The following is an 18158-nucleotide window of genomic DNA, read 5'->3' as shown; positions in this document are numbered from 1 at the left end:
CCAAGCATCGACCAGAAGGATAGTGCCGCTATCCGACGGAGTGCAGGGGGCTGCCATGTTCACGAAACCGGTGCTGGGTCGCACGACCGCGGATACCGAGGGGGACGTGGTGGTCCTGCTCATCGGGATGCGGGTCAACCGCTTCTGGGCGGTGCACCAGTGGCTGCCGGTCATGCTGGCGATGGTCCGCATGCTTGGGGAGCTTGCGCGGAACCGTGACCGGGGGCTGCTGGGGCACGTGATGCTGACGGCCTCGCCGCGGACGTACTACGTGGTCCAGTACTGGGAGTCCAAGGAGAAGCTGTACGCCTACGCGCACTCGCCCGAGATGTTCCACCACCGGGCGTGGGCGATCGTCAACCGCAAGGAGCGCGCCGGGAAGACGCGCGGGCACGTGGGGCTGTGGCACGAGGCGTACGTGGTGCCCGAGGGGTCGTACGAGGCGATCTACCTCGACATGCCGGCGTTCGGGCTGGCCGGGGCTCACGGGCAGGTGCCGCTGGAGCGGCGGGGCCGCTACGCCGAGGACCGGTTCGCGCACCGGTCGGGGCGGAAGGCGGCCGAGAAGGCCGGTTGAACGGGGGATCGGGGGATCGGGGAGGGCCTGCCGCGGCGTTGGGGCGGGCCCTCCCCGATGACGTTCCCGTCGCAGGGGCGCCGGGCTCACCCCGAGCGGCGCAGGGCCTCCGAGAGGCGGGCGGCGGCGTCGATGACGGCCTGGGCGTGCATACGGCCCGGGTGGCGGGTCAGGCGCTCGATGGGGCCGGAGACCGACACGGCGGCCACCACGCGGTTGGACGGGCCGCGTACGGGTGCCGAGACGGACGCGACGCCCGGCTCGCGCTCGCCGATGGACTGGGCCCAGCCGCGGCGCCGTACGCCCGACAGGGCCGTCGCCGTGAAGCGGGCGCCCTGCAGGCCGCGGTGGAGGCGCTCGGGCTCCTCCCAGGCCATCAGGATCTGTGCGGAGGAACCGGCCTTCATGGTGAGCGTCGAGCCGACCGGGACCGTGTCCCGAAGGCCGGACAGGCGTTCCGCCGCGGCCACGCAGATGCGCATGTCGCCCTGGCGGCGGTAGAGCTGGGCGCTCTCGCCGGTGACGTCCCGCAGGTGGGTGAGGACCGGGCCGGCCGTCGCGAGCAGCCGGTCCTCGCCGGCCGCCGCCGCGAGTTCGGCCAGTCGCGGGCCGAGAATGAAACGGCCCTGCATGTCGCGTGCCACCATGCGGTGGTGCTCCAGGGCCACGGCCAGTCTGTGGGCCGTTGGTCGTGCCAGTCCGGTGGCCGCCACCAGTCCCGCGAGGGTGGCCGGGCCGGACTCCAGGGCGCTCAGGACAAGGGCTGCCTTGTCCAGAACGCCGACGCCGCTACTGTTGTCCATGCAACGATACTCACGTCTCACTCTGTGAAACGCAAGTTCCTTTTTTCGTGAGACGCGCAACCCTTGTATCCACAGCGGCCCGCTGACCGAACGGGCCGGATGACGGTTGCCCGTGAACAGGGGCCGGTGCGCCGTCTCCTCAAGATCTCTAGTTGGGCCGGTGGACGTTTGCCGGCCGGAGGGAAAGCGATGGGTAGGACACTCGCGGAGAAGGTCTGGGACGACCACGTCGTCCGGCGCGCCGAGGGCGAGCCCGACCTCCTCTTCATCGATCTCCACCTCCTGCACGAGGTGACCAGCCCGCAGGCCTTCGACGGGCTGCGGCAGAACGGCCGCCCGGTGCGCCGTCTCGACCTCACCATCGCGACCGAGGACCACAACACCCCGACCCTCGACATCGACAAGCCGATCGCGGACCCGGTCTCCCGGGTCCAGCTGGAGACGCTGCGCAAGAACTGCGCCGAGTTCGGGGTGCGGCTGCACCCGCTGGGCGACGTCGAGCAGGGCGTCGTGCACGTGGTGGGCCCCCAGCTGGGTCTGACCCAGCCGGGCACGACCGTGGTCTGCGGCGACTCCCACACCTCCACCCACGGCGCCTTCGGCGCGCTGGCGTTCGGCATCGGCACCTCGCAGGTCGAGCACGTGCTGGCCACCCAGACGCTGCCGCTGGCCCGCCCGAAGACCATGGCGATCACGGTCGACGGCGAGCTGCCCGACGGCGTCACCGCCAAGGACCTGATCCTGGCGATCATCGCCAAGATCGGCACGGGCGGCGGACAGGGCTACATCCTGGAGTACCGCGGCTCCGCCATCGAGAAGCTCTCGATGGAGGCCCGCATGACCATCTGCAACATGTCGATCGAGGCCGGCGCCCGCGCGGGCATGATCGCCCCCGACGAGACCACCTTCGAGTACCTCAAGGGCCGCCCGCACGCCCCCGAGGGCTTGGACTGGGACGCCGCCGTCGCGTACTGGAAGACGCTGAGGACGGACGAGGACGCCGAGTTCGACGCCGAGGTCGTCATCGACGCCGCTTCGCTGTCGCCGTTCGTCACCTGGGGCACCAACCCCGGTCAGGGCGCGCCGCTTTCGGCGTCCGTCCCCGATCCCGCTTCGTACGAAGACGCTTCGGAGCGCCTCGCCGCCGAAAAGGCCCTGGAATACATGGGGTTGGAGGCCGGACAGCCGCTGCGCTCGATCAACGTGGACACCGTCTTCGTAGGTTCGTGCACGAACGGCCGCATCGAGGACCTGCGCGCCGCCGCCGACCTCCTCAAGGGCCGCAAAGTCGCCGACGGGGTACGGATGCTGGTCGTCCCCGGCTCCGCCCGTGTCGGTCTGCAGGCCGTCTCCGAGGGTCTGGACGTCGTCTTCAAGGAGGCGGGCGCCGAGTGGCGGCACGCCGGCTGCTCGATGTGCCTGGGCATGAACCCCGACCAGCTGGCTCCCGGTGAGCGCTCCGCGTCCACCTCCAACCGCAACTTCGAGGGCAGGCAGGGCAAGGGCGGCCGTACGCACCTGGTCTCGCCGCAGGTCGCCGCCGCGACCGCCGTGCTGGGTCACCTGGCCTCGCCCGCCGACCTGTCCGAAGCCCCCGCGCCCGCTGGAGTCTGATCAGTCATGGAAGCATTCACCAAGCACACCGGCCGGGCCGTCCCGCTGCGTCGCTCCAACGTCGACACCGACCAGATCATCCCTGCTCACTGGCTCAAGAAGGTGACCCGGGACGGCTTCGAGGACGGTCTGTTCGAGGCCTGGCGCAAGGACGCGGACTTCATCCTCAACCGCCCCGAGCGGCAGGGCGCCACGGTCCTGGTCGCCGGCCCCGACTTCGGCACCGGCTCCTCCCGTGAGCACGCGGTGTGGGCGCTGCAGAACTACGGCTTCAAGACCGTGATCTCCTCCCGCTTCGCGGACATCTTCCGCGGCAACTCGCTCAAGAACGGCCTGCTCACGGTGGTTCTGGAGCAGAAGATCGTGGACGCGCTGTGGGACCTCACCGAGAAGGACCCCACTGCTGAGGTCACCGTGGACCTTGAGGCGCGTGAGGTGCGTGCCGAGGGCATCACCGCCTCCTTCGAGCTCGACGAGAACTCCCGCTGGCGGCTGCTGAACGGGCTGGACGACATCTCCATCACCCTCCAGAACGAGGCCGACATCGCCGCGTACGAGGCGAAGCGGCCGTCGTACAAGCCGCAGACGCTCCAGGTCTGATCCCCGGCAGCCGGGCAAGACCAGTTTCAGCCACTCAGTACCCCCGATCGGCTCCGATCGGGGGTACTGCCGTTTCTGCACCCGAACGGTCCCGCACGAAGGCTGGCCTTTGTTCAACTTCCCACGTTAGAACGGTTGTTGCCGGGGTACGCGAGGTTCGTAGCCGTGACTTCCGCATACGCCCGGACGGCCGTTTGAGGTGGCAGTTGCACCCTGGGCAGGCGACAACTCGCCCCAGATGGCACAATCTGTGCATGGAACACGACGGCCAACTCGAGCTCTATGCGGCAGTCGCGGACCGACTCAAGGAAGCGCACTCAAGGGTGCGCGCACTGCAAGTCCCGGAGGGCGTACGGATGGCGCTGACCCGGAAGCTGCTGGTCATTACGGCCGCGGCCAAGCACGATCTCGCCGACGCGGCAAGGCGACTGGAGGCGTTCACCGCGGACCTCGACGAGGGACGAATCCCCGAAGAGGACCGCTGATCGCAGCCGGGGCAGCCGAGTTCGTTGCGGCGCATGGGTGATAAGCCCGTTTCGTGTTTGATTTGCGGTATATATCTGCCTAACGTGCGAAAAAGCTTGAACACTTTCGTTCTGGCGATGTCTCCGAAGGGGAAGACGTGAACAAGGCGCAGCTCGTAGAAGCGATTGCCGACAAGCTGGGCGGCCGCCAGCAGGCCGCCGACGCTGTCGACGCGGTCCTGGACGCCATCGTCCGCGCGACCGTCGCCGGAGACCGGGTCTCGGTCACCGGCTTCGGTTCGTTCGAGAAGGTCGACCGTCCGGCTCGCTACGCCCGCAACCCCCAGACGGGCGAGCGGGTTCGGGTCAAGAAGACCTCCGTTCCGCGCTTCCGCGCGGGCCAGGGCTTCAAGGACCTGGTCAGCGGCTCGAAGAAGCTCCCGCGCGGCGGCGAGGTCGCCGTCAAGAAGGCCCCCAAGGGGAGCCTGACCGGCGGCGCGACCGCGACCGTCAAGAAGGCCGCGGCGAAGAAGACCACGGGCGCCGCGAAGAAGGCCACCGCGAAGAAGACGACGGCCAAGAAGACCACGGCCGCCGCCGCGAAGAAGACCACCGCCAAGAAGACGACGGCCAAGAAGACCACGGGCGCCGCCAAGACCACCGCGGCGAAGAAGACCACCGCCAAGAAGGCCGCGGCCAAGAGCGCCCCGGCGAAGAAGGCGACGGCCAAGAAGGCCCCCGCCAAGAAGTCGACGGCTCGCACCACCACCGCCAAGAAGGCCACGGCCCGCAAGAGGTAAGGGCACAGGGGCACTCACGCGCCGGGCCGGACTCCGTGACGGAGTCCGGCCCGCGGCGTTTTCAGAACGTCTGGAGCGTGATCAGGGTGATGCGCCGGCCGCTGGTCTCGACACGCACCCGCTGACCGGGGCGCAGCAGCCGCAGACCGCCCGCGTCGAACGCCTCCCTGTCGAAGGGCATCGGCGTGCCGTCGTCCAGGAGGACCTGCCCGCTGCGGGTCTCGGGGTCGTACGTGTATGCGGTGGCCTGCATGATGCGCAGCCTACTGCCCGGGGATCAGCAACTGCGCGGCCACCGCGGCCGTCCGGCGCCCCACTCCGAGGGCCAGCGCCGCGCGCAGGTCGTCGCCGGTGTCCACGTCCTGGCGTACGGAATCCACCTCCGTGAGCGCCAGTTCCGCGGCACCGGACGCGCGGTGCCGGGCGCGGGAATCCGAGCCGAAATCGGGGCGCAATTCCTGCGCGGGCGACGCGGCCAGCAGAGTGGTGCCGATTGCGGCCGCATCGGCCAGGAAAGCGCGCGGGAATTCCGCGGCCGCGTCCAGGACCCGGCACAGTTCCATTGGGCGCAGCGCCGGCAGATCGGCGTTCAGGGCGGCCACGGCGCTGTCGGCGCGGTCGGCGCGGACGACGGCCGCGCCGTGCGCCAGCGCCACGTTGAGCCCGCCTCGCGGCTCGTCGGCGACGATGCGGGCGCCGAGCGCGGCCAGCTCGCGGCCCGCCAGGGCGTCGTCCGTGACGACCGCCACATCCTTCACCGCCGGGCAGGCCAGCGCGGCCGCCACGGTGTCCTGTGCGAACGCGAGGGCGAGACTCGGGCGGACCCCGGCATGGGCGGTGTCCGAGAGCCTGCTCTTGGCCCGCGCCAAGGGTTTCAGGGGTATGACCAACGTCCACTGCACGAGCGTTCCGCCCCTCTCCTGTCGCGGTCATTGTCACTCAGCCGTCACCTGGGCCATCTGGCGGCCGAGCCGTCGGGGCGTACGGTGTTCTCGACAGACCGGCGGCCTGGGGCGACACTTGTGCGGCCCCCAGGTCCGATCTCCCGGGCCGACGTCCTTGGCCCCTAGAGGAAGGTGCGCGCGTGCCCCGCCGCAGAATCGGCTTCTGGTACCGCTTCGCCGCGGTGATCTGCAAACCGCCGCTGGTGGCTCTGATCAAGCGGGACTGGCGCGGAATGGAGCACATTCCGGCCGAGGGCGGATTTATCACCGCGGTGAACCACAATTCCCACGTGGATCCCTTCGCCTACGCGCACTATCAGTACAACACCGGACGGGTTCCGCGATTCCTCGCGAAGAGTGGCCTTTTCAAGAAGGGATTCGTCGGTGCCGCGATGCGCGGCACCGGACAGATCCCCGTCTACCGCGAGTCCACGGACGCGCTCAGCGCGTTCCGCGCCGCTGTCGCCGCCGTCGAGCGCGGCGAGTGCGTCGTGTTCTACCCCGAGGGAACGATCACCCGGGACCCGAACGGCTGGCCCATGACGGCCAAGACGGGTGCCGCCCGGGTCGCCCTGCAGACCAAGTGCCCGGTGATCCCCATCGCCCAGTGGGGAGCCAACGAACTGCTGCCGCCGTACAGCAAGAAGGCGTACGTCCTGCCCCGCAAGACCCACCATGTGCTCGCGGGCCCGCCCGTGGACCTCTCGCGCTTCTACGACAAGGAGATGACCGCGGAGGTCCTCAAGGAGGCCACCGAGGTCATCATGGCCGCCATCACCCGCCAGCTGGAGGAGATCCGCGGCGAGAAGGCGCCGGAGACCCCTTACGACCCGCGCCGGGAGCGGATCGAGCAGCGGCGCAGGACGCAGGCGCAGACGCAGGCCAAGGCAGAGCAGGAAGAGGGGCAGAGCACGTGAGCAAGCCCGTCAAGGCGGCCGTCTTCAGCGCCGGTTCGTGGGGCACCGCGTTCGGGATCGTGCTGGCCGACGCGGGGTGCGAGGTCACCCTGTGGGCCCGGCGCCCGGAGGTGGCCGAGGCCATCAACTCCCGCCGCACGAACCCCGACTACTTCCCCGGCGTGGAGCTCCCGGAGAACGTGCGGGCCACCACCGACCCCGCCGAGGCCGCCGCGGGCGCCGACTTCACGGTCCTGTCGGTGCCCTCCCAGACCCTGCGCGCCAACCTCGCCGAATGGGTGCCGCTGCTCGCGCCCGGCACGGTCCTGGTGTCGCTGATGAAGGGCGTCGAACTCGGCTCCACCATGCGGATGAGCGAGGTGATCGAGGACGTCGCCAAGGTCGGCGCGGACCGCATCGCCGTCGTCACCGGGCCCAACCTCGCCCGGGAGATCGCCGCCCGGATGCCGGCCGCCGCCGTGGTCGCCTGCACCGACGAAGCGGTCGCGCGGCGGCTGCAGGCCGTCTGCCACACCCCGTACTTCAGGCCGTACACCAACACCGACGTCGTCGGCTGCGAACTCGGCGGCGCCGTGAAGAACGTCATCGGTCTCGCCGTCGGCATCGCCGACGGCATGGGCCTCGGCGACAACGCCAAGGGCTCGCTCATCACGCGCGGGCTCGCGGAGACCACGCGGCTCGGTGTCGCGCTGGGCGCCGACCCGCTGACGTTCGCCGGACTCGCGGGCCTCGGCGACCTGGTCGCGACCTGCTCCTCGCCGCTGTCGCGCAACCACACCTTCGGCACCAACCTCGGCAAGGGCATGACCCTGCAGGAGACCATCGCGGTCACCAAGCAGACCGCCGAGGGCGTCAAGTCCTGCGAGTCCGTGCTGGATCTGGCTCGCCGGCACGGCGTCGACATGCCGATCACCGAGACGGTCGTCGCCATCGTGCACGAGGGCAAGCCTCCGGTGGTCGCCGTCAAGGAGCTGATGTCGCGCAGCGCGAAGCCCGAACGACGCTGAGCGACGCCGCCGGTGGCACGCTGTCTCAGGGCACTACCAACGGGTACTCTCAACCCGATATGAGCACCGAGAACCTTCCCCAGAGCCCTGAGCAGCCGCCTCGCAAGCCGCGCGTGGCCGTCGTGTTCGGTGGGCGCAGCTCCGAACACGGGATCTCCGTGGTCACCGCGGGCGCCGTCCTCAAGGCCATCGACCGGACCAAGTACGACGTCCTGCCGATCGGCATCACGCGGGAAGGACGCTGGGCCCTGACCGCCGACGAACCGGAACGCATGGCGATCACCGACCGCCGTACGCCCGAGGTCGAGGACGTGGCCGAGTCGAGCCAGGGCGGCGTGGTGCTCCCGCTGGACCCCGGCAACCGTGAAGTCGTCGTCAGCGAACCCGGATCGGTGCCCAAGGCGCTCGGTGAGGTCGACGTCGTCTTCCCCGTCCTGCACGGCCCCTACGGCGAGGACGGCACCCTGCAGGGGCTGCTGGAGCTGTCCGGCGTGCCGTACGTCGGCGCGGGTGTGCTCGCCTCGGCCGTCGGCCAGGACAAGGAGTACATGAAGCGGGTGTTCACCTCTTTCGGGCTCAGGGTGGGCCCGTACGTGGTGATCCGGCCGCGCGAGTGGGAGCGCGACGAGGCCGCCGCCCGCAAGAAGATCGTCGACTTCGCCGGCGAGCACGGCTGGCCGCTGTTCGTGAAGCCCGCCCGCGCGGGCTCGTCGATCGGCATCACCAAGGTCGACGACATCGCCGGGCTCGGCGACGCGATCGCCGAGGCTCAGCGGCACGACCCGAAGATCCTCGTCGAGGCCGCTCTGCGGGGACGCGAGATCGAGTGCGGGGTGCTGGAGTTCGAGGACGGTCCGCGGGCGAGCGTCCCGGCCGAGATCCCGCCGCCGCAGGAGCACGCGTACTACGACTTCGAGGCGAAGTACATCGACTCCACCCCCGGGATCGTGCCCGCGCCGCTGACCCCCGAGGAGACGGCCGAGGTCCAGCGCCTCGCCGTGGAGGCCTTCGAGGCGGCCTCGTGCGAGGGACTGGTCCGCGCGGACTTCTTCCTCACCGACGAGGGCTTCGTGATCAACGAGATCAACACGCTGCCCGGCTTCACGCCCATCTCGATGTACCCGCAGATGTGGCAGGCGAGCGGCGTCACCTACCCGGAACTCGTCGACCGCCTCATCCAGGCGGCCCTGCGCAGGCCGACCGGCCTGCGCTGACCCCGCGCGGGGTACTAGTCGGCGATCCCCTCGGGGATCGCCTTCTTCACGGCCGGGGCCAGGTCGACGAGCGGGGACATGCCGTCCGCGGTGCGGGTCTTGGGGATGGTGACCTCGACGTACGCCTTGCGCAGGGTCGTCGTGAAGCGGAACGAGCCGTCGCCCTGCTTCTCCAGCAGCCACCCCACGCCGTTCACCTCGACCCCGTCGGCCTCGGGATCACCCATCTTCGCGGGCCGGTCGACGCCGCAGCGCAGTATGATCGCCGGGTTCCCCCAGCCCGCGGTCAGCGCGGACGCGGGCGTGGGATCCCGGCGATCCCGACCGTCGACCTCGGACGGCAGGGACTTGTCCAGCTTCTCGCACCACCCGGTGACCTTCGCGCCCGGCGAGGGAACCGCCGCCGACGCACCGTCGTCTGCTGATGAGCAGCCCACGGCAGTGAGCAGGGCGAGTGCGGGCAGCCCGGCAAGGGTGCGGCGCCGGTGACGGAAGAAGTTCACCGGCCAAGGGTAGACGGGGGCTACAGATGGACGACCGGGCAGGTCAGGGTGCGGGTGATGCCGTCCACCTGCTGGACCTTCGCGACCACCATGCGGCCGAGGTCGTCCACGGTGTCGGCCTGCGCCCGCACGATCACGTCATAGGGTCCTGTCACGTCCTCGGCCTGGATCACCCCAGGGATCTTGTTGATCGTCTCGGCGACGGTCGACGCCTTGCCGACCTCCGTCTGGATCAGGATGTACGCCTGTACCACGGAACCTCCAGGGCGGCCACGAGGATCATGTGGGGAAAAGGAACGCCACGGTATCGCGTCGCCGCTCGCCACGGGGAGACCCGCGGCGACCGTGGTCCCCGCGCCGGGGTGCGGGCAGGACACAGGTTGACGGACAACTCGACCGTATCGAGGACACTGATGACGCGCGACCGGGAACGGCACGGGACAGAAGGGGAGCAGAGGCAATGAAGGGCACTGTTGGTGAGCTCGGGGAGTTCGGGCTCATCAGGGAGCTCACCTCCCGTCTCACCACCACCCCGGCGGTCCGGGTCGGCCCCGGCGACGACGCCGCGGTGGTCGCCGCGCCCGACCGCCGGGTCGTGGCCTCGACCGACATCCTGCTGGAGGGCCGGCACTTCCGCCGCGACTGGTCCACGGCGTACGACGTGGGCCGCAAGGCCGCCGCGCAGAACCTCGCGGACATCGCCGCCATGGGCGCCGTCCCGACCGCGTTGCTGCTCGGCCTGGTCGTGCCCGCCGAACTCCCGGTGACCTGGCCCAGCGAGCTGATGGACGGTCTGCGCGACGAGTGCCAGGTCGCGGGCGCCTCGGTGGTGGGCGGCGACGTCGTACGGGGCGACACCATCGTGGTGTCGATCACCGCGCTCGGCGATCTGCGCAACCAGGAACCCGTCACCCGGGGCGGCGCCCAGCCCGGCGACCTCGTCGCGGTCACCGGCTGGCTCGGCTGGTCCGCCGCCGGGTACGCCGTGCTGTCCCGGGGGTTCCGCTCGCCGCGCGCGTTCGTGGAGGCGCACCGGCGCCCGGAGCCGCCGTACCACGCGGGACCGGCCGCGGCCGGGCTCGGGGCGACCGCGATGTGCGACGTCAGCGACGGGCTGATCGCCGACCTCGGGCACATCGCGGAGGCCAGCAAGGTCCGCATCGACATCCGCTCCGGCGCGATCGACATCCCCTCGCAGATGAACGACATCGGGCAGGCCGTCGGCGTCGACCCCATGCAGTGGGTGCTCAGCGGGGGAGAGGACCACGCGATCGTGGCGACCTTCCCGCCCGACGTGAAGCTGCCCGCCCGCTGGAAGGTGATCGGCGAGGTCCTCAACCCCTCGGCGCTGCCCCAGGTGACGGTCGACGGGGCGCCGTGGACCAGCAAGGGCGGCTGGGACCACTTCGGGGACATCGAGTCGTGAAGCCCCGGGTGCTGACGGTCGCCGGCTCCGACTCCGGCGGAGGGGCCGGGATCCAGGCCGACCTGAAGACGATGCTCGCGCTCGGCGTGCACGGCATGAGCGTCGTCACGGCCGTCACCGCCCAGAACTCCCGTGGCGTACAGGGGGCTTGGCAGCTGCCCGCGGAGGCGGTGCGGGCGCAGTACCGCAGCGTCGTCGACGACATCGGCGTCCAGGCGGTGAAGACCGGCATGCTGGCCTCGGCCGAACTGGTCGCCCTGGTCGCCGAGTTGATCGCGGGGACACACGCACCGGCGGTGGTGGACCCGGTGGGCGTCTCCAAGCACGGGGACCCGCTGCTCGCCGACTCCGCCCTGGACGCGATGCGCGAGCGACTGCTCCCGGTCGCCACCGTCGCCACCCCGAACCTCGACGAGGTCGCCCAACTCACCGGTGTGCGCGTCCGGTCGGAGGACGAGCTGCGGCCGGCGGCGGCGGCCGTCCTGGCGTACGGGCCGAGGTGGGTGCTGATCAAGGGCGGCCATCTGCCCGGCGACGCCGTGGACCTGCTCACCGACGGCTCGGAGGAGCACTGGCTGCGCGCCCCACGCCACGACAACCGGCACACGCACGGCACGGGCTGCACCCTCGCCTCCGCGATCGCGTCGCAGCTCGCGAAGGGGCAGTCCGTGCCGGAGGCGGTACGGGCCGCCAAGGAGTACGTCACCGGGGCGATCGCCGCCGGGTTCGCGCTCGGCGGCGGGATCGGGCCCGTCGACCACGGCTGGGCCCTGCGAACGGCTCAGAACGGGTAGTCCCGCAGCGTGATGCCCGTCGCCGCCTTCTCGGTCAGCCGCTTGAAGAAGCGGGCCAGCGGGCGGGAGGCGAGGATCCGGTACATGCGGTCCCGGCTGCGGATGCGCCGCTCGGTCGGCGGGGCGAAGAACGGGCCCGCGTTGCCGGAGATCTTCTGGCAGCCCCTCGCGAAGTCCCGGACCCGGCTCTCGTACTCGGCGAACGCGGTGCGGAAGTCACCGCCCGCGAGGGCGAGTTCACCGGCGAGGACGTACGCCCCGACGATCGCCACCCCCGTCCCCATGCCGCCCATGGTCGCCCCGTACCCGGCGTCCCCGAGCAGCGCCACACGCCCCTTGGTGAGGCGGTCGACGTGGATCTGGGCGATGGCGTCGAAGTACACGTCGTCGGCCTGTTCGAGGGCCTTGAGGACGGCCGGGGTCTCCCAGCCCATTCCGGCGAAACGTTCCATGAGGATCCGCTTGACAGCCGTGAGGTCCCGGCGGTCGTACGACAGTTCCCCGGACCGGAAGACCAGCAGCGCGTGACAGCGCTCCGGGTCGCCGTCGTAGTTGGCCAAGACGATCGCGCGGCCGGGCTCGCTGTAGACGCGGCCGGTGCGGTCCAGGCCCAGGTGGTTGGGGGCGTCGAAGCCGGCCACGTAGTGGTCGAGGAAGCGCAGATGGCGGGACTCGTCGCCGAAGACCAGCCGACGGGTGCGGGAGTGCAGTCCGTCCGCGCCGACGACCAGGTCGAAGCGGCGGGGCGCGCCCTTGTCGAAGGTGACGTCGACGCCGTCCGCGTCCTCGGCCATCGTGGCGACGGAGTCGCCGAAGACGTACTCGACGTCGTCCTTGGTCCGCTCGTACATGATCTGCGCGAGGTCGCCGCGGAAGATCTCCACGTCGCCGCTCATCATGTCCGCGGGCAGGTCGACGCGCGGCCTCCCGTCCGCGTCGACCACGGTCTGGCGGCCCATGTGGGTCTGACGGGCGTGAATCTCGTCCCAGATGCCCATGGAGGTGAGGACCCGGCGGTGGACGTGGCCGCGGAAGTCGACCGCGAAGCCGCCGCCGCGCAGTTCCGGAGCCTTCTCCACGACGGTCACCCGGGCGCCGAGACGGGCCAGGTTCAGGGCGAGGGCGGGGCCGGCGACGCTCGCGCCGGAGATCAGGACTCGGAGGTCGCTGAGGTTCTTCGTCATGCGAAGAGCCTCGGCGGAGGCGCTGACCGTCCCCCTACCGTTCGCTGACCGCCGCTGACCGCAGGGCGCGCCCCTGCTCGAAGGCCTTGTCGTACGCCCGCGCGGGCAGTTCCGCGCGCGCGTGCCGCTCGGTGCGTACGACATCGGGGTCGAACGCGTTGCCGGCGCCGCGCAGGGCCGCCGCGGCGCCGAGCAGTTCGGCCGCCCGCTCCGGGACGGCGACGGACGCCAGGGCCTCGGCGGCGTCGGCGAGTTCCAGGTCGCCCGGCCCCTCCACGGCGAGACCGGCCGCCTGCCGGAACCAGTCGACCGCCTCCTCGGTGTGCCCCTCGGCGGCGGCCGTGCGGCCGAGCCCGATGAGCGCGCGGACGGTCTCGCCGACGCTGAACCAGTTGGCGGCGCACTCCCGCAGGGCGTCCTCGTAATGCACGCGCGCGCGTGCCGTGTCCCCGGACAGCCGGGCCACGTCGCCGAGGCCGCGCCGGGCGGCCGCCACCTTGTCGGGCAGCCCGGCGCCGCGCGCCAGGGTCAGCGCCTCCTCGAAGTGGCCCTCCGCACCGGCCGCGTCGCCCCGGTGCAGCAGGACGATGCCCCGGGTGCGCAGCAGGTCGGCGGTCTCCTCCGGCGCGGCCAGCTCCCGCACGTACGCCAGCCCCTCGTCGAGCAGTTCCAGAGCACGCTCGGTCTCACCGCGCGTGTGGGCGAACATGCCGAGCGGGTCGAGGCAGTTGGCCAGGCCCCAGCGGTCACCGGTGGCCCGGTAGCCCCGAAGCGCCCGCGTGAAGAACTCCTCGGCCTCCGGCGGCCGCCCCGCGAACTGCGCCCGGAAGCCGAGGCCCACGTCGAGCAGGGCCTGCGCCCAGGGGGAGCCGCCGGCCAGGGCGAGGGCGTGGTCGTCGGCCGCGGGCCGCGGACCGGCCGCGACCGCCCACAGCACGAGGACGTACGGCAGCCGCAACGGCCCCCGGTAGGCCGCGAGGACGTCGTCCACCCGTGCGATGAGCTCCGGTTCCTCGCCCGCTCCGGAGAGCGCGTTGATCGCGCACAGGACGTACTCCTCCTCCAGCCCGGGCGGCGGCTCCTCCCCGACGGCGGCCAGCAATTCCCGTGCCGTCGCGACCCGTTCGCCGTGCACCCCGCGCAGCCGCCAGAACCAGGACAGCGGCCCCATGAGACGCAGGGCGCCGGCGGGGTCGTGGCGTACGAGGTGGCGCAGTGCCGTGTCGAGATCGGCGCTCTCGGCGGCCAGCCGGGCCAGCCAGGGCAGCTGCTCGGCGCCGCGCAGGTGCGGTTCCGCCCGCTCGGCCAGCCGCAGGAAGTAGGCGGCGTGGGCGTCCCCGAGGTCCGGCGCCTCCTGCGCCGCGAACACCCGGATCGTCTCCAGCATCCGGTAGCGCCCCTCGGACACCTCCAGGAACGACTTCTCGACCAGCGACGCCAGCACGTCCTCCGGATACGGCAGCCCGCACACCGCCTCGACGGCCTCCAGGGTCGCGCCCCCGGAGAACACCGTCAGCCGCCGCGCCAGCTCCCGCTCCTCCTCGTCCAGCAGGTCCCAGCTCCATTCGACGACCGCGCGCAGGGTGCGGTGCCGGGGCGCCTTGGAGCGGTCGCCGCGCGAGAGCAGCCGGAACCGGTCGTCGAGGCGGTCGGCCAGCTCGTCCGGGGTCAGGGTGCGCAGCCGGGCCGCCGCGAGCTCGATGGCGAGGGGCAGCCCGTCGAGGGCTGCGCAGACGTCGGCCACGCGCGCGTGGCCGACGAAGTCCGGGCGCACGGCCCGGGCCCGGTCGAGGAAGAGCCGGACGGCCGGCTCCGGCGGCAGCGGCGGCACGGGGACCAGCACCTCACCGGTGATCCCCAGGGACTCACGGCTGGTGGCGAGGATCCGTACGCCGGGGCAGGTGGACAGCAGCAGCGAGGCCAGCCGGGCGGCGTCCTCGACGAGGTGCTCGCAGTTGTCGAGGACGAGCAGCAGCTCACGGTCCTCCAGGACGGCCGGCAGACGGTCGGTGACGTCGGTGGCGGGCGACCGGAACCCGTCACGCATGCCGAGAGCGGCCAGCACGGCGTACGCGATCCGCCCGCCGTCGGTGACCGGGGCGAGCTCGACGAAGCAGGGTGCGGGGGATCCCGCCAGTGCGGCGGCCGCCTCGATCGCCAGGCGGCTCTTTCCCGCTCCGCCCGGGCCGGTGAGGGTGACCAGGCGGGAGTCGGTGAGGAGGGCGGCGATGCGGGCGAGTTCGGGCTCGCGGCCGACGAACCGGGTGAGCTGGACCGGGAGGCGGGGGCGCCCGGGCTCCGCCCCTGGAGCAGCTCCAGGTGCAGCGCCGCCAGCTCGGGCGAGGGGTCCGCGCCCAGCTCGTCGGCGAGTGTCCGCCGGGCCTCCTCGTACACCCTCAGCGCCTCGGCGGGCCGTCCGTCGGCCCGCAGGGCCCGCATGAGCTGTCCGTACAGCCGTTCGCTCAGCGGATGGGCGGCGAGCAGCGTCCGCAGCTCCGGTACGAGTCCAGGGCCGCCCCCGAGCGCCAGATCCGCCTCGATCCGGTCATGCAACGCGGAGAGCCTCAACTCCTCCAGCCGCGCGGCCTCGGCCTGCGCGTCCGGGAGGTCGGACAGCGCCGGCCCCCGCCACAGGGCGAGGGCGTCGGCGAGTCGCGCCGCTGCCTGCCGGGGATCCGCGGCGACGGCACGCGCCTGTGCGGCCAGCTGCTCGAACAGGTGGGCGTCGACCGTGTCCGGAGCGGTGAGGATGCGGTAGCCGGCGGGGGTCGCCTCGATCTCGGTGTGCGGGGCGAGCCGGCGGCGCAGGCGGGAGACCTGCGACTGGAGCGCGTTCGCCGCACCGGCCGGCGGCCGGGTGCCGTACAGGCCGTCGACGAGGCGCTCGGCGGAGACCGTACGGCCCGCGTCGAGGAGCAGGAGCGTGAGCAGGGCGCGGGGACGGGGACCGCCGGGGTCGACGGGGCGGCCGTCGTCGGTGCGAACCTCCAGTGGGCCCAGGATCCCGAAGCGCATGCGCCCAGCCTGTCAGGTCCGCCGCCGGGTACGGCAAAAAGCCGGCCCACCTCTCGGTGGACCGGCTCAGTGCAGCGAACCAGCAGTGGCCGCGCGCTCAGCTGTGGGCGTCAGCGCGAGACCTTGCCGGCCTTGATGCACGAGGTGCAAGCGTTCACGCGCTTCGGCGTCCCGCCGACCACGGTACGGACGCGCTGGATGTTCGGGTTCCAGCGACGGGACGTACGGCGGTGCGAGTGCGAGATGTTGTTGCCGAAGCCCGGCCCCTTGCCGCAGACGTCGCAGTTGGCAGCCACGGGTCACTCCAAAGACTTCAGATGCACTTACGGTTGGTTCCCGGCATGCCGGGATCGAGATCGCAGGATCAGTGATCTGAGTGGCGTTGCCAGGTGGGAAAGCCCGATCTGCATCGGGCAACCGGAGCAGCATACAACGACTGCGCCAGTACAACGAAACTACCATGGCTGATCAGGAGCCAGCCCCCGGCCCTCTTCCGGCGGACACCCCTCCGCGGTCTACGCTGCGTCCAGTCCAGCAGCTACAGGAGGCGCAGGTGGCGCAGGTGCCGCAGACATTCCTCGATGCTCTCGCGGTGCGCACCTGGTGCGGCCTCGCGCTGGAGGCGCTCGGCAGCGCGCGCGAGGAGATCGACGCGATCAACGTGTACCCCGTGGCCGACGGGGACACCGGCACCAACCTGTACCTCACCGTGGAGTCCGCCGTCGCGGCGGTCGAGGCCGTCTTCGCCGCCCACGAGGTGGACTCCCGGGCATCGGGGAAGCCCGCGCTGGCCGACGCCGTGCGTGCGATGGCGCACGGGGCCCTGATAGGCGCCCAGGGCAACTCCGGGACGATCCTCGCCCAGTTGCTGCGCGGCATGACCCAGGTCCTCGCCGCCGACGGTGAGACGCCTCACACCGACGGCGCCGGTCTTCGGCTCGCCCTGCGGCACGCAGCCGACTCCGCCCGCCAGGCCGTCGCGCATCCCGTCGAGGGCACGGTCCTGTCCGTCGCCGCGGCAGCCGCGGACGCGGCCCACGCGGCAGAGGGCGACTGCGGGACGGTGGCGAGGGCCGCCTACGAAGGGGCGCGCGCCGCCCTCGCCGCGACCCCGGGGCAGCTGGCCGTCCTCAGACGTGCCGGGGTGGTCGACGCCGGCGGCCGGGGACTGGTGGCGGTGCTCGGGGCGCTGGTGGAGACGTTCACCGGGGAGACGCCCAGGCCGGTCGCGGCCGCCGCGGGCCCCACGGACACGGTGGACGAGCCCGGAGGCGATCCACAGGGGGACGCTGCCGCGCCCCACGCGCGCGTGGACGGCGGCCCGGACGACATCGGTGAGTGCGCGGCGGGCACCTCCGCCGCGGAGGAGGACGGCCCCGCCTTCGAGGTGATCTACCTCCTCGAGGCCGAGGACGCGGCCGTCGCGCGGCTGCGGGAACGGCTGGACGCCCTCGGGGACTCCCTGGTCGTCGTCGGCGGCGACGGCCTGTGGAACGTCCACGTACACGTGGACGACGCGGGCGCCGCCGTGGAGGCGGGTGTCGAGGCCGGGCGGCCGTACCGGATCAGGATCACCCACTTCGGCGCCGGGGACGTCCACACGGCCCGCGGCGGGCGGCCCCCGCGGCCCAGGGTCCAGCGCGCGGTGGTGGCCGTCGTACCCGGCGAGGGCCTGGCCGGGCTGTACGGCGAGGCCGGGGCCACCACGGTCCTCGCCCGCCCCGGGGAGCCGCCCGCCAGCGGGGAACTCGTGGACGCCGTACGACGGGCCCACGCGCGCGAGATCGTGCTGCTGCCCAACGACGCGGACCTGCGGCACACCGCGGCCGCGGCGGCCGAGCAGGCCCGCACCGAGGGCATCCGGGTGGCCCTGATCCCGACCCGCTCCGCGGTCCAGGGCATCGCCGCGCTCGCCGTGCACGAGCCGGAGCGCCGCTTCGACGAGGACGTCGTGTCGATGACCTCGGCGGCCGGCGCGACCCGCTACGCGGAGGTCTGCGTCGCCGAGCGCCAGTCCTGGACGATGGCCGGCATCTGCCAGGCCGGTGACGTGCTCGGCCTCATCGAAGGGGACGTGGCCGTGATCGGCTCGGACGTCACCGCCGCCGCCGAGACCGTCCTGGACCGCATGCTCCAGGCCGGCGGCGAGCTGGTCACCCTGGTCCTCGGCGACGACGCGCCCGAGTCCATCGCCGACCATCTGGAGGCACGCGTGCGGGAGACCCACCTCGCCGTGGACACCGTGGTCTACCGGGGCGGACGGCAGGGGGCGCTGCTCCTGATCGGCGTGGAGTGA

The 18158-nt window shown here is 72.0% G+C and carries 18 protein-coding genes and 1 pseudogene; 11 read left to right on the top strand and 8 right to left on the bottom strand.

Annotated features, from left to right (window positions below):
- The first annotated feature begins 55 nt into the window (after nucleotides 1–55).
- A complete protein-coding gene (locus ACQF4J_RS15270) occupies nucleotides 56–577 on the top strand; it encodes a DUF4188 domain-containing protein (RefSeq protein WP_351802976.1) in 522 nt (173 codons plus the stop codon).
- Between the two features lie 86 nt (nucleotides 578–663).
- Here ACQF4J_RS15270 and ndgR read toward each other — a convergent pair whose 3' ends face one another.
- Nucleotides 664–1380 carry an IclR family transcriptional regulator NdgR gene (gene ndgR / locus ACQF4J_RS15265; protein WP_026278050.1) on the bottom strand — a complete coding sequence of 239 codons (717 nt, stop codon included), beginning with the start codon at nucleotides 1378–1380 and terminating at the stop codon, nucleotides 664–666.
- Nucleotides 1381–1569: 189 nt separating this feature from the next.
- On the opposite strand from ndgR, the gene leuC reads away from it, so the two are divergent.
- The 4 genes from leuC (at nucleotide 1570) to ACQF4J_RS15245 (ending at nucleotide 4858) form a co-directional block, all read left to right on the top strand.
- A complete protein-coding gene (gene leuC / locus ACQF4J_RS15260) occupies nucleotides 1570–2994 on the top strand; it encodes a 3-isopropylmalate dehydratase large subunit (protein WP_351574241.1) in 1425 nt (474 codons plus the stop codon).
- Nucleotides 2995–3000: 6 nt separating this feature from the next.
- Complete coding sequence (gene leuD / locus ACQF4J_RS15255) at nucleotides 3001–3594, top strand: 3-isopropylmalate dehydratase small subunit (protein WP_351574238.1); 594 nt, start codon at nucleotides 3001–3003, stop codon at nucleotides 3592–3594.
- A gap of 254 nt (nucleotides 3595–3848) precedes the next feature.
- Nucleotides 3849–4079 carry a hypothetical protein gene (locus tag ACQF4J_RS15250; protein ID WP_058922967.1) on the top strand — a complete coding sequence of 77 codons (231 nt, stop codon included), beginning with the start codon at nucleotides 3849–3851 and terminating at the stop codon, nucleotides 4077–4079.
- 137 nt (nucleotides 4080–4216) lie between these two features.
- Nucleotides 4217–4858, top strand: coding sequence for an HU family DNA-binding protein (locus tag ACQF4J_RS15245; protein WP_351574235.1), 642 nt, complete (start codon nucleotides 4217–4219; stop codon nucleotides 4856–4858).
- Nucleotides 4859–4919: 61 nt separating this feature from the next.
- Here the strand turns inward: ACQF4J_RS15245 and ACQF4J_RS15240 are convergent, their stop codons facing one another.
- Complete coding sequence (locus ACQF4J_RS15240) at nucleotides 4920–5111, bottom strand: hypothetical protein (RefSeq protein WP_200698409.1); 192 nt, start codon at nucleotides 5109–5111, stop codon at nucleotides 4920–4922.
- A 10-nt stretch (nucleotides 5112–5121) separates the two neighbouring features.
- Nucleotides 5122–5760 (bottom strand): 2-phospho-L-lactate guanylyltransferase, encoded by a 639-nt coding sequence (cofC, locus tag ACQF4J_RS15235; protein ID WP_351574232.1) that lies wholly within the window; start codon nucleotides 5758–5760, stop codon nucleotides 5122–5124.
- Nucleotides 5761–5942: 182 nt separating this feature from the next.
- Between cofC and ACQF4J_RS15230 the strand changes: the two genes are divergently transcribed.
- From ACQF4J_RS15230 to ACQF4J_RS15220, 3 genes are read left to right on the top strand one after another with little or no spacing between them, the layout of a single operon-like run.
- On the top strand, nucleotides 5943–6719 hold the full coding sequence (locus tag ACQF4J_RS15230) for a lysophospholipid acyltransferase family protein (protein WP_351574229.1): 777 nt from the start codon (nucleotides 5943–5945) through the stop codon (nucleotides 6717–6719).
- The gene (locus ACQF4J_RS15225) at nucleotides 6716–7726 is read left to right on the top strand and encodes an NAD(P)H-dependent glycerol-3-phosphate dehydrogenase (protein ID WP_351574226.1); all 1011 of its coding nucleotides are present in this window, start codon (nucleotides 6716–6718) and stop codon (nucleotides 7724–7726) included. The genes ACQF4J_RS15230 and ACQF4J_RS15225 overlap by 4 nt, the downstream gene beginning before the upstream one ends.
- A 59-nt stretch (nucleotides 7727–7785) precedes the next feature.
- Nucleotides 7786–8940 carry a D-alanine--D-alanine ligase family protein gene (locus ACQF4J_RS15220; RefSeq protein ID WP_351574223.1) on the top strand — a complete coding sequence of 385 codons (1155 nt, stop codon included), beginning with the start codon at nucleotides 7786–7788 and terminating at the stop codon, nucleotides 8938–8940.
- Between the two features lie 14 nt (nucleotides 8941–8954).
- Here ACQF4J_RS15220 and ACQF4J_RS15215 read toward each other — a convergent pair whose 3' ends face one another.
- Together ACQF4J_RS15215 and ACQF4J_RS15210 are read right to left on the bottom strand one after the other, a co-directional pair.
- On the bottom strand, nucleotides 8955–9443 hold the full coding sequence (locus ACQF4J_RS15215; protein WP_351574220.1) for a DUF3515 domain-containing protein: 489 nt from the start codon (nucleotides 9441–9443) through the stop codon (nucleotides 8955–8957).
- A gap of 20 nt (nucleotides 9444–9463) precedes the next feature.
- Entirely contained in the window at nucleotides 9464–9697 is a 234-nt protein-coding gene (locus ACQF4J_RS15210) for an Lrp/AsnC family transcriptional regulator (RefSeq protein ID WP_030040983.1), read from the bottom strand.
- 206 nt (nucleotides 9698–9903) lie between these two features.
- Here ACQF4J_RS15210 and ACQF4J_RS15205 point away from each other — a divergent pair, with 206 nt between their 5' ends.
- The gene (locus tag ACQF4J_RS15205) at nucleotides 9904–10869 is read left to right on the top strand and encodes a thiamine-phosphate kinase (RefSeq protein ID WP_351802980.1); all 966 of its coding nucleotides are present in this window, start codon (nucleotides 9904–9906) and stop codon (nucleotides 10867–10869) included.
- The gene (gene thiD / locus ACQF4J_RS15200) at nucleotides 10866–11663 is read left to right on the top strand and encodes a bifunctional hydroxymethylpyrimidine kinase/phosphomethylpyrimidine kinase (RefSeq protein WP_351574214.1); all 798 of its coding nucleotides are present in this window, start codon (nucleotides 10866–10868) and stop codon (nucleotides 11661–11663) included. Before ACQF4J_RS15205 ends, thiD begins: the two co-directional genes overlap by 4 nt.
- Here thiD and ACQF4J_RS15195 read toward each other — a convergent pair.
- The 3 genes and pseudogenes from ACQF4J_RS15195 to rpmB form a co-directional block, all read right to left on the bottom strand.
- Nucleotides 11651–12847 carry an FAD-dependent monooxygenase gene (locus tag ACQF4J_RS15195; protein ID WP_351574211.1) on the bottom strand — a complete coding sequence of 399 codons (1197 nt, stop codon included), beginning with the start codon at nucleotides 12845–12847 and terminating at the stop codon, nucleotides 11651–11653. The two genes, thiD and ACQF4J_RS15195, sit on opposite strands and share 13 nt — an antisense overlap.
- Before the next feature lie 34 nt (nucleotides 12848–12881).
- Nucleotides 12882–15862, bottom strand: a pseudogene (locus ACQF4J_RS15190) (BTAD domain-containing putative transcriptional regulator).
- Between the two features lie 110 nt (nucleotides 15863–15972).
- The gene (rpmB, locus tag ACQF4J_RS15185; protein ID WP_003993230.1) at nucleotides 15973–16158 is read right to left on the bottom strand and encodes a 50S ribosomal protein L28; all 186 of its coding nucleotides are present in this window, start codon (nucleotides 16156–16158) and stop codon (nucleotides 15973–15975) included.
- A 257-nt stretch (nucleotides 16159–16415) separates the two neighbouring features.
- Between rpmB and ACQF4J_RS15180 the strand changes: the two genes are divergently transcribed.
- Nucleotides 16416–18158, top strand: coding sequence for a DAK2 domain-containing protein (locus ACQF4J_RS15180; protein ID WP_427165815.1), 1743 nt, complete (start codon nucleotides 16416–16418; stop codon nucleotides 18156–18158).

Source organism: Streptomyces sp. C1-1 (assembly GCF_050214755.1).
Lineage (GTDB): Bacteria > Actinomycetota > Actinomycetes > Streptomycetales > Streptomycetaceae > Streptomyces.
This window is presented reverse-complemented; position numbering and strand designations above follow the sequence as displayed.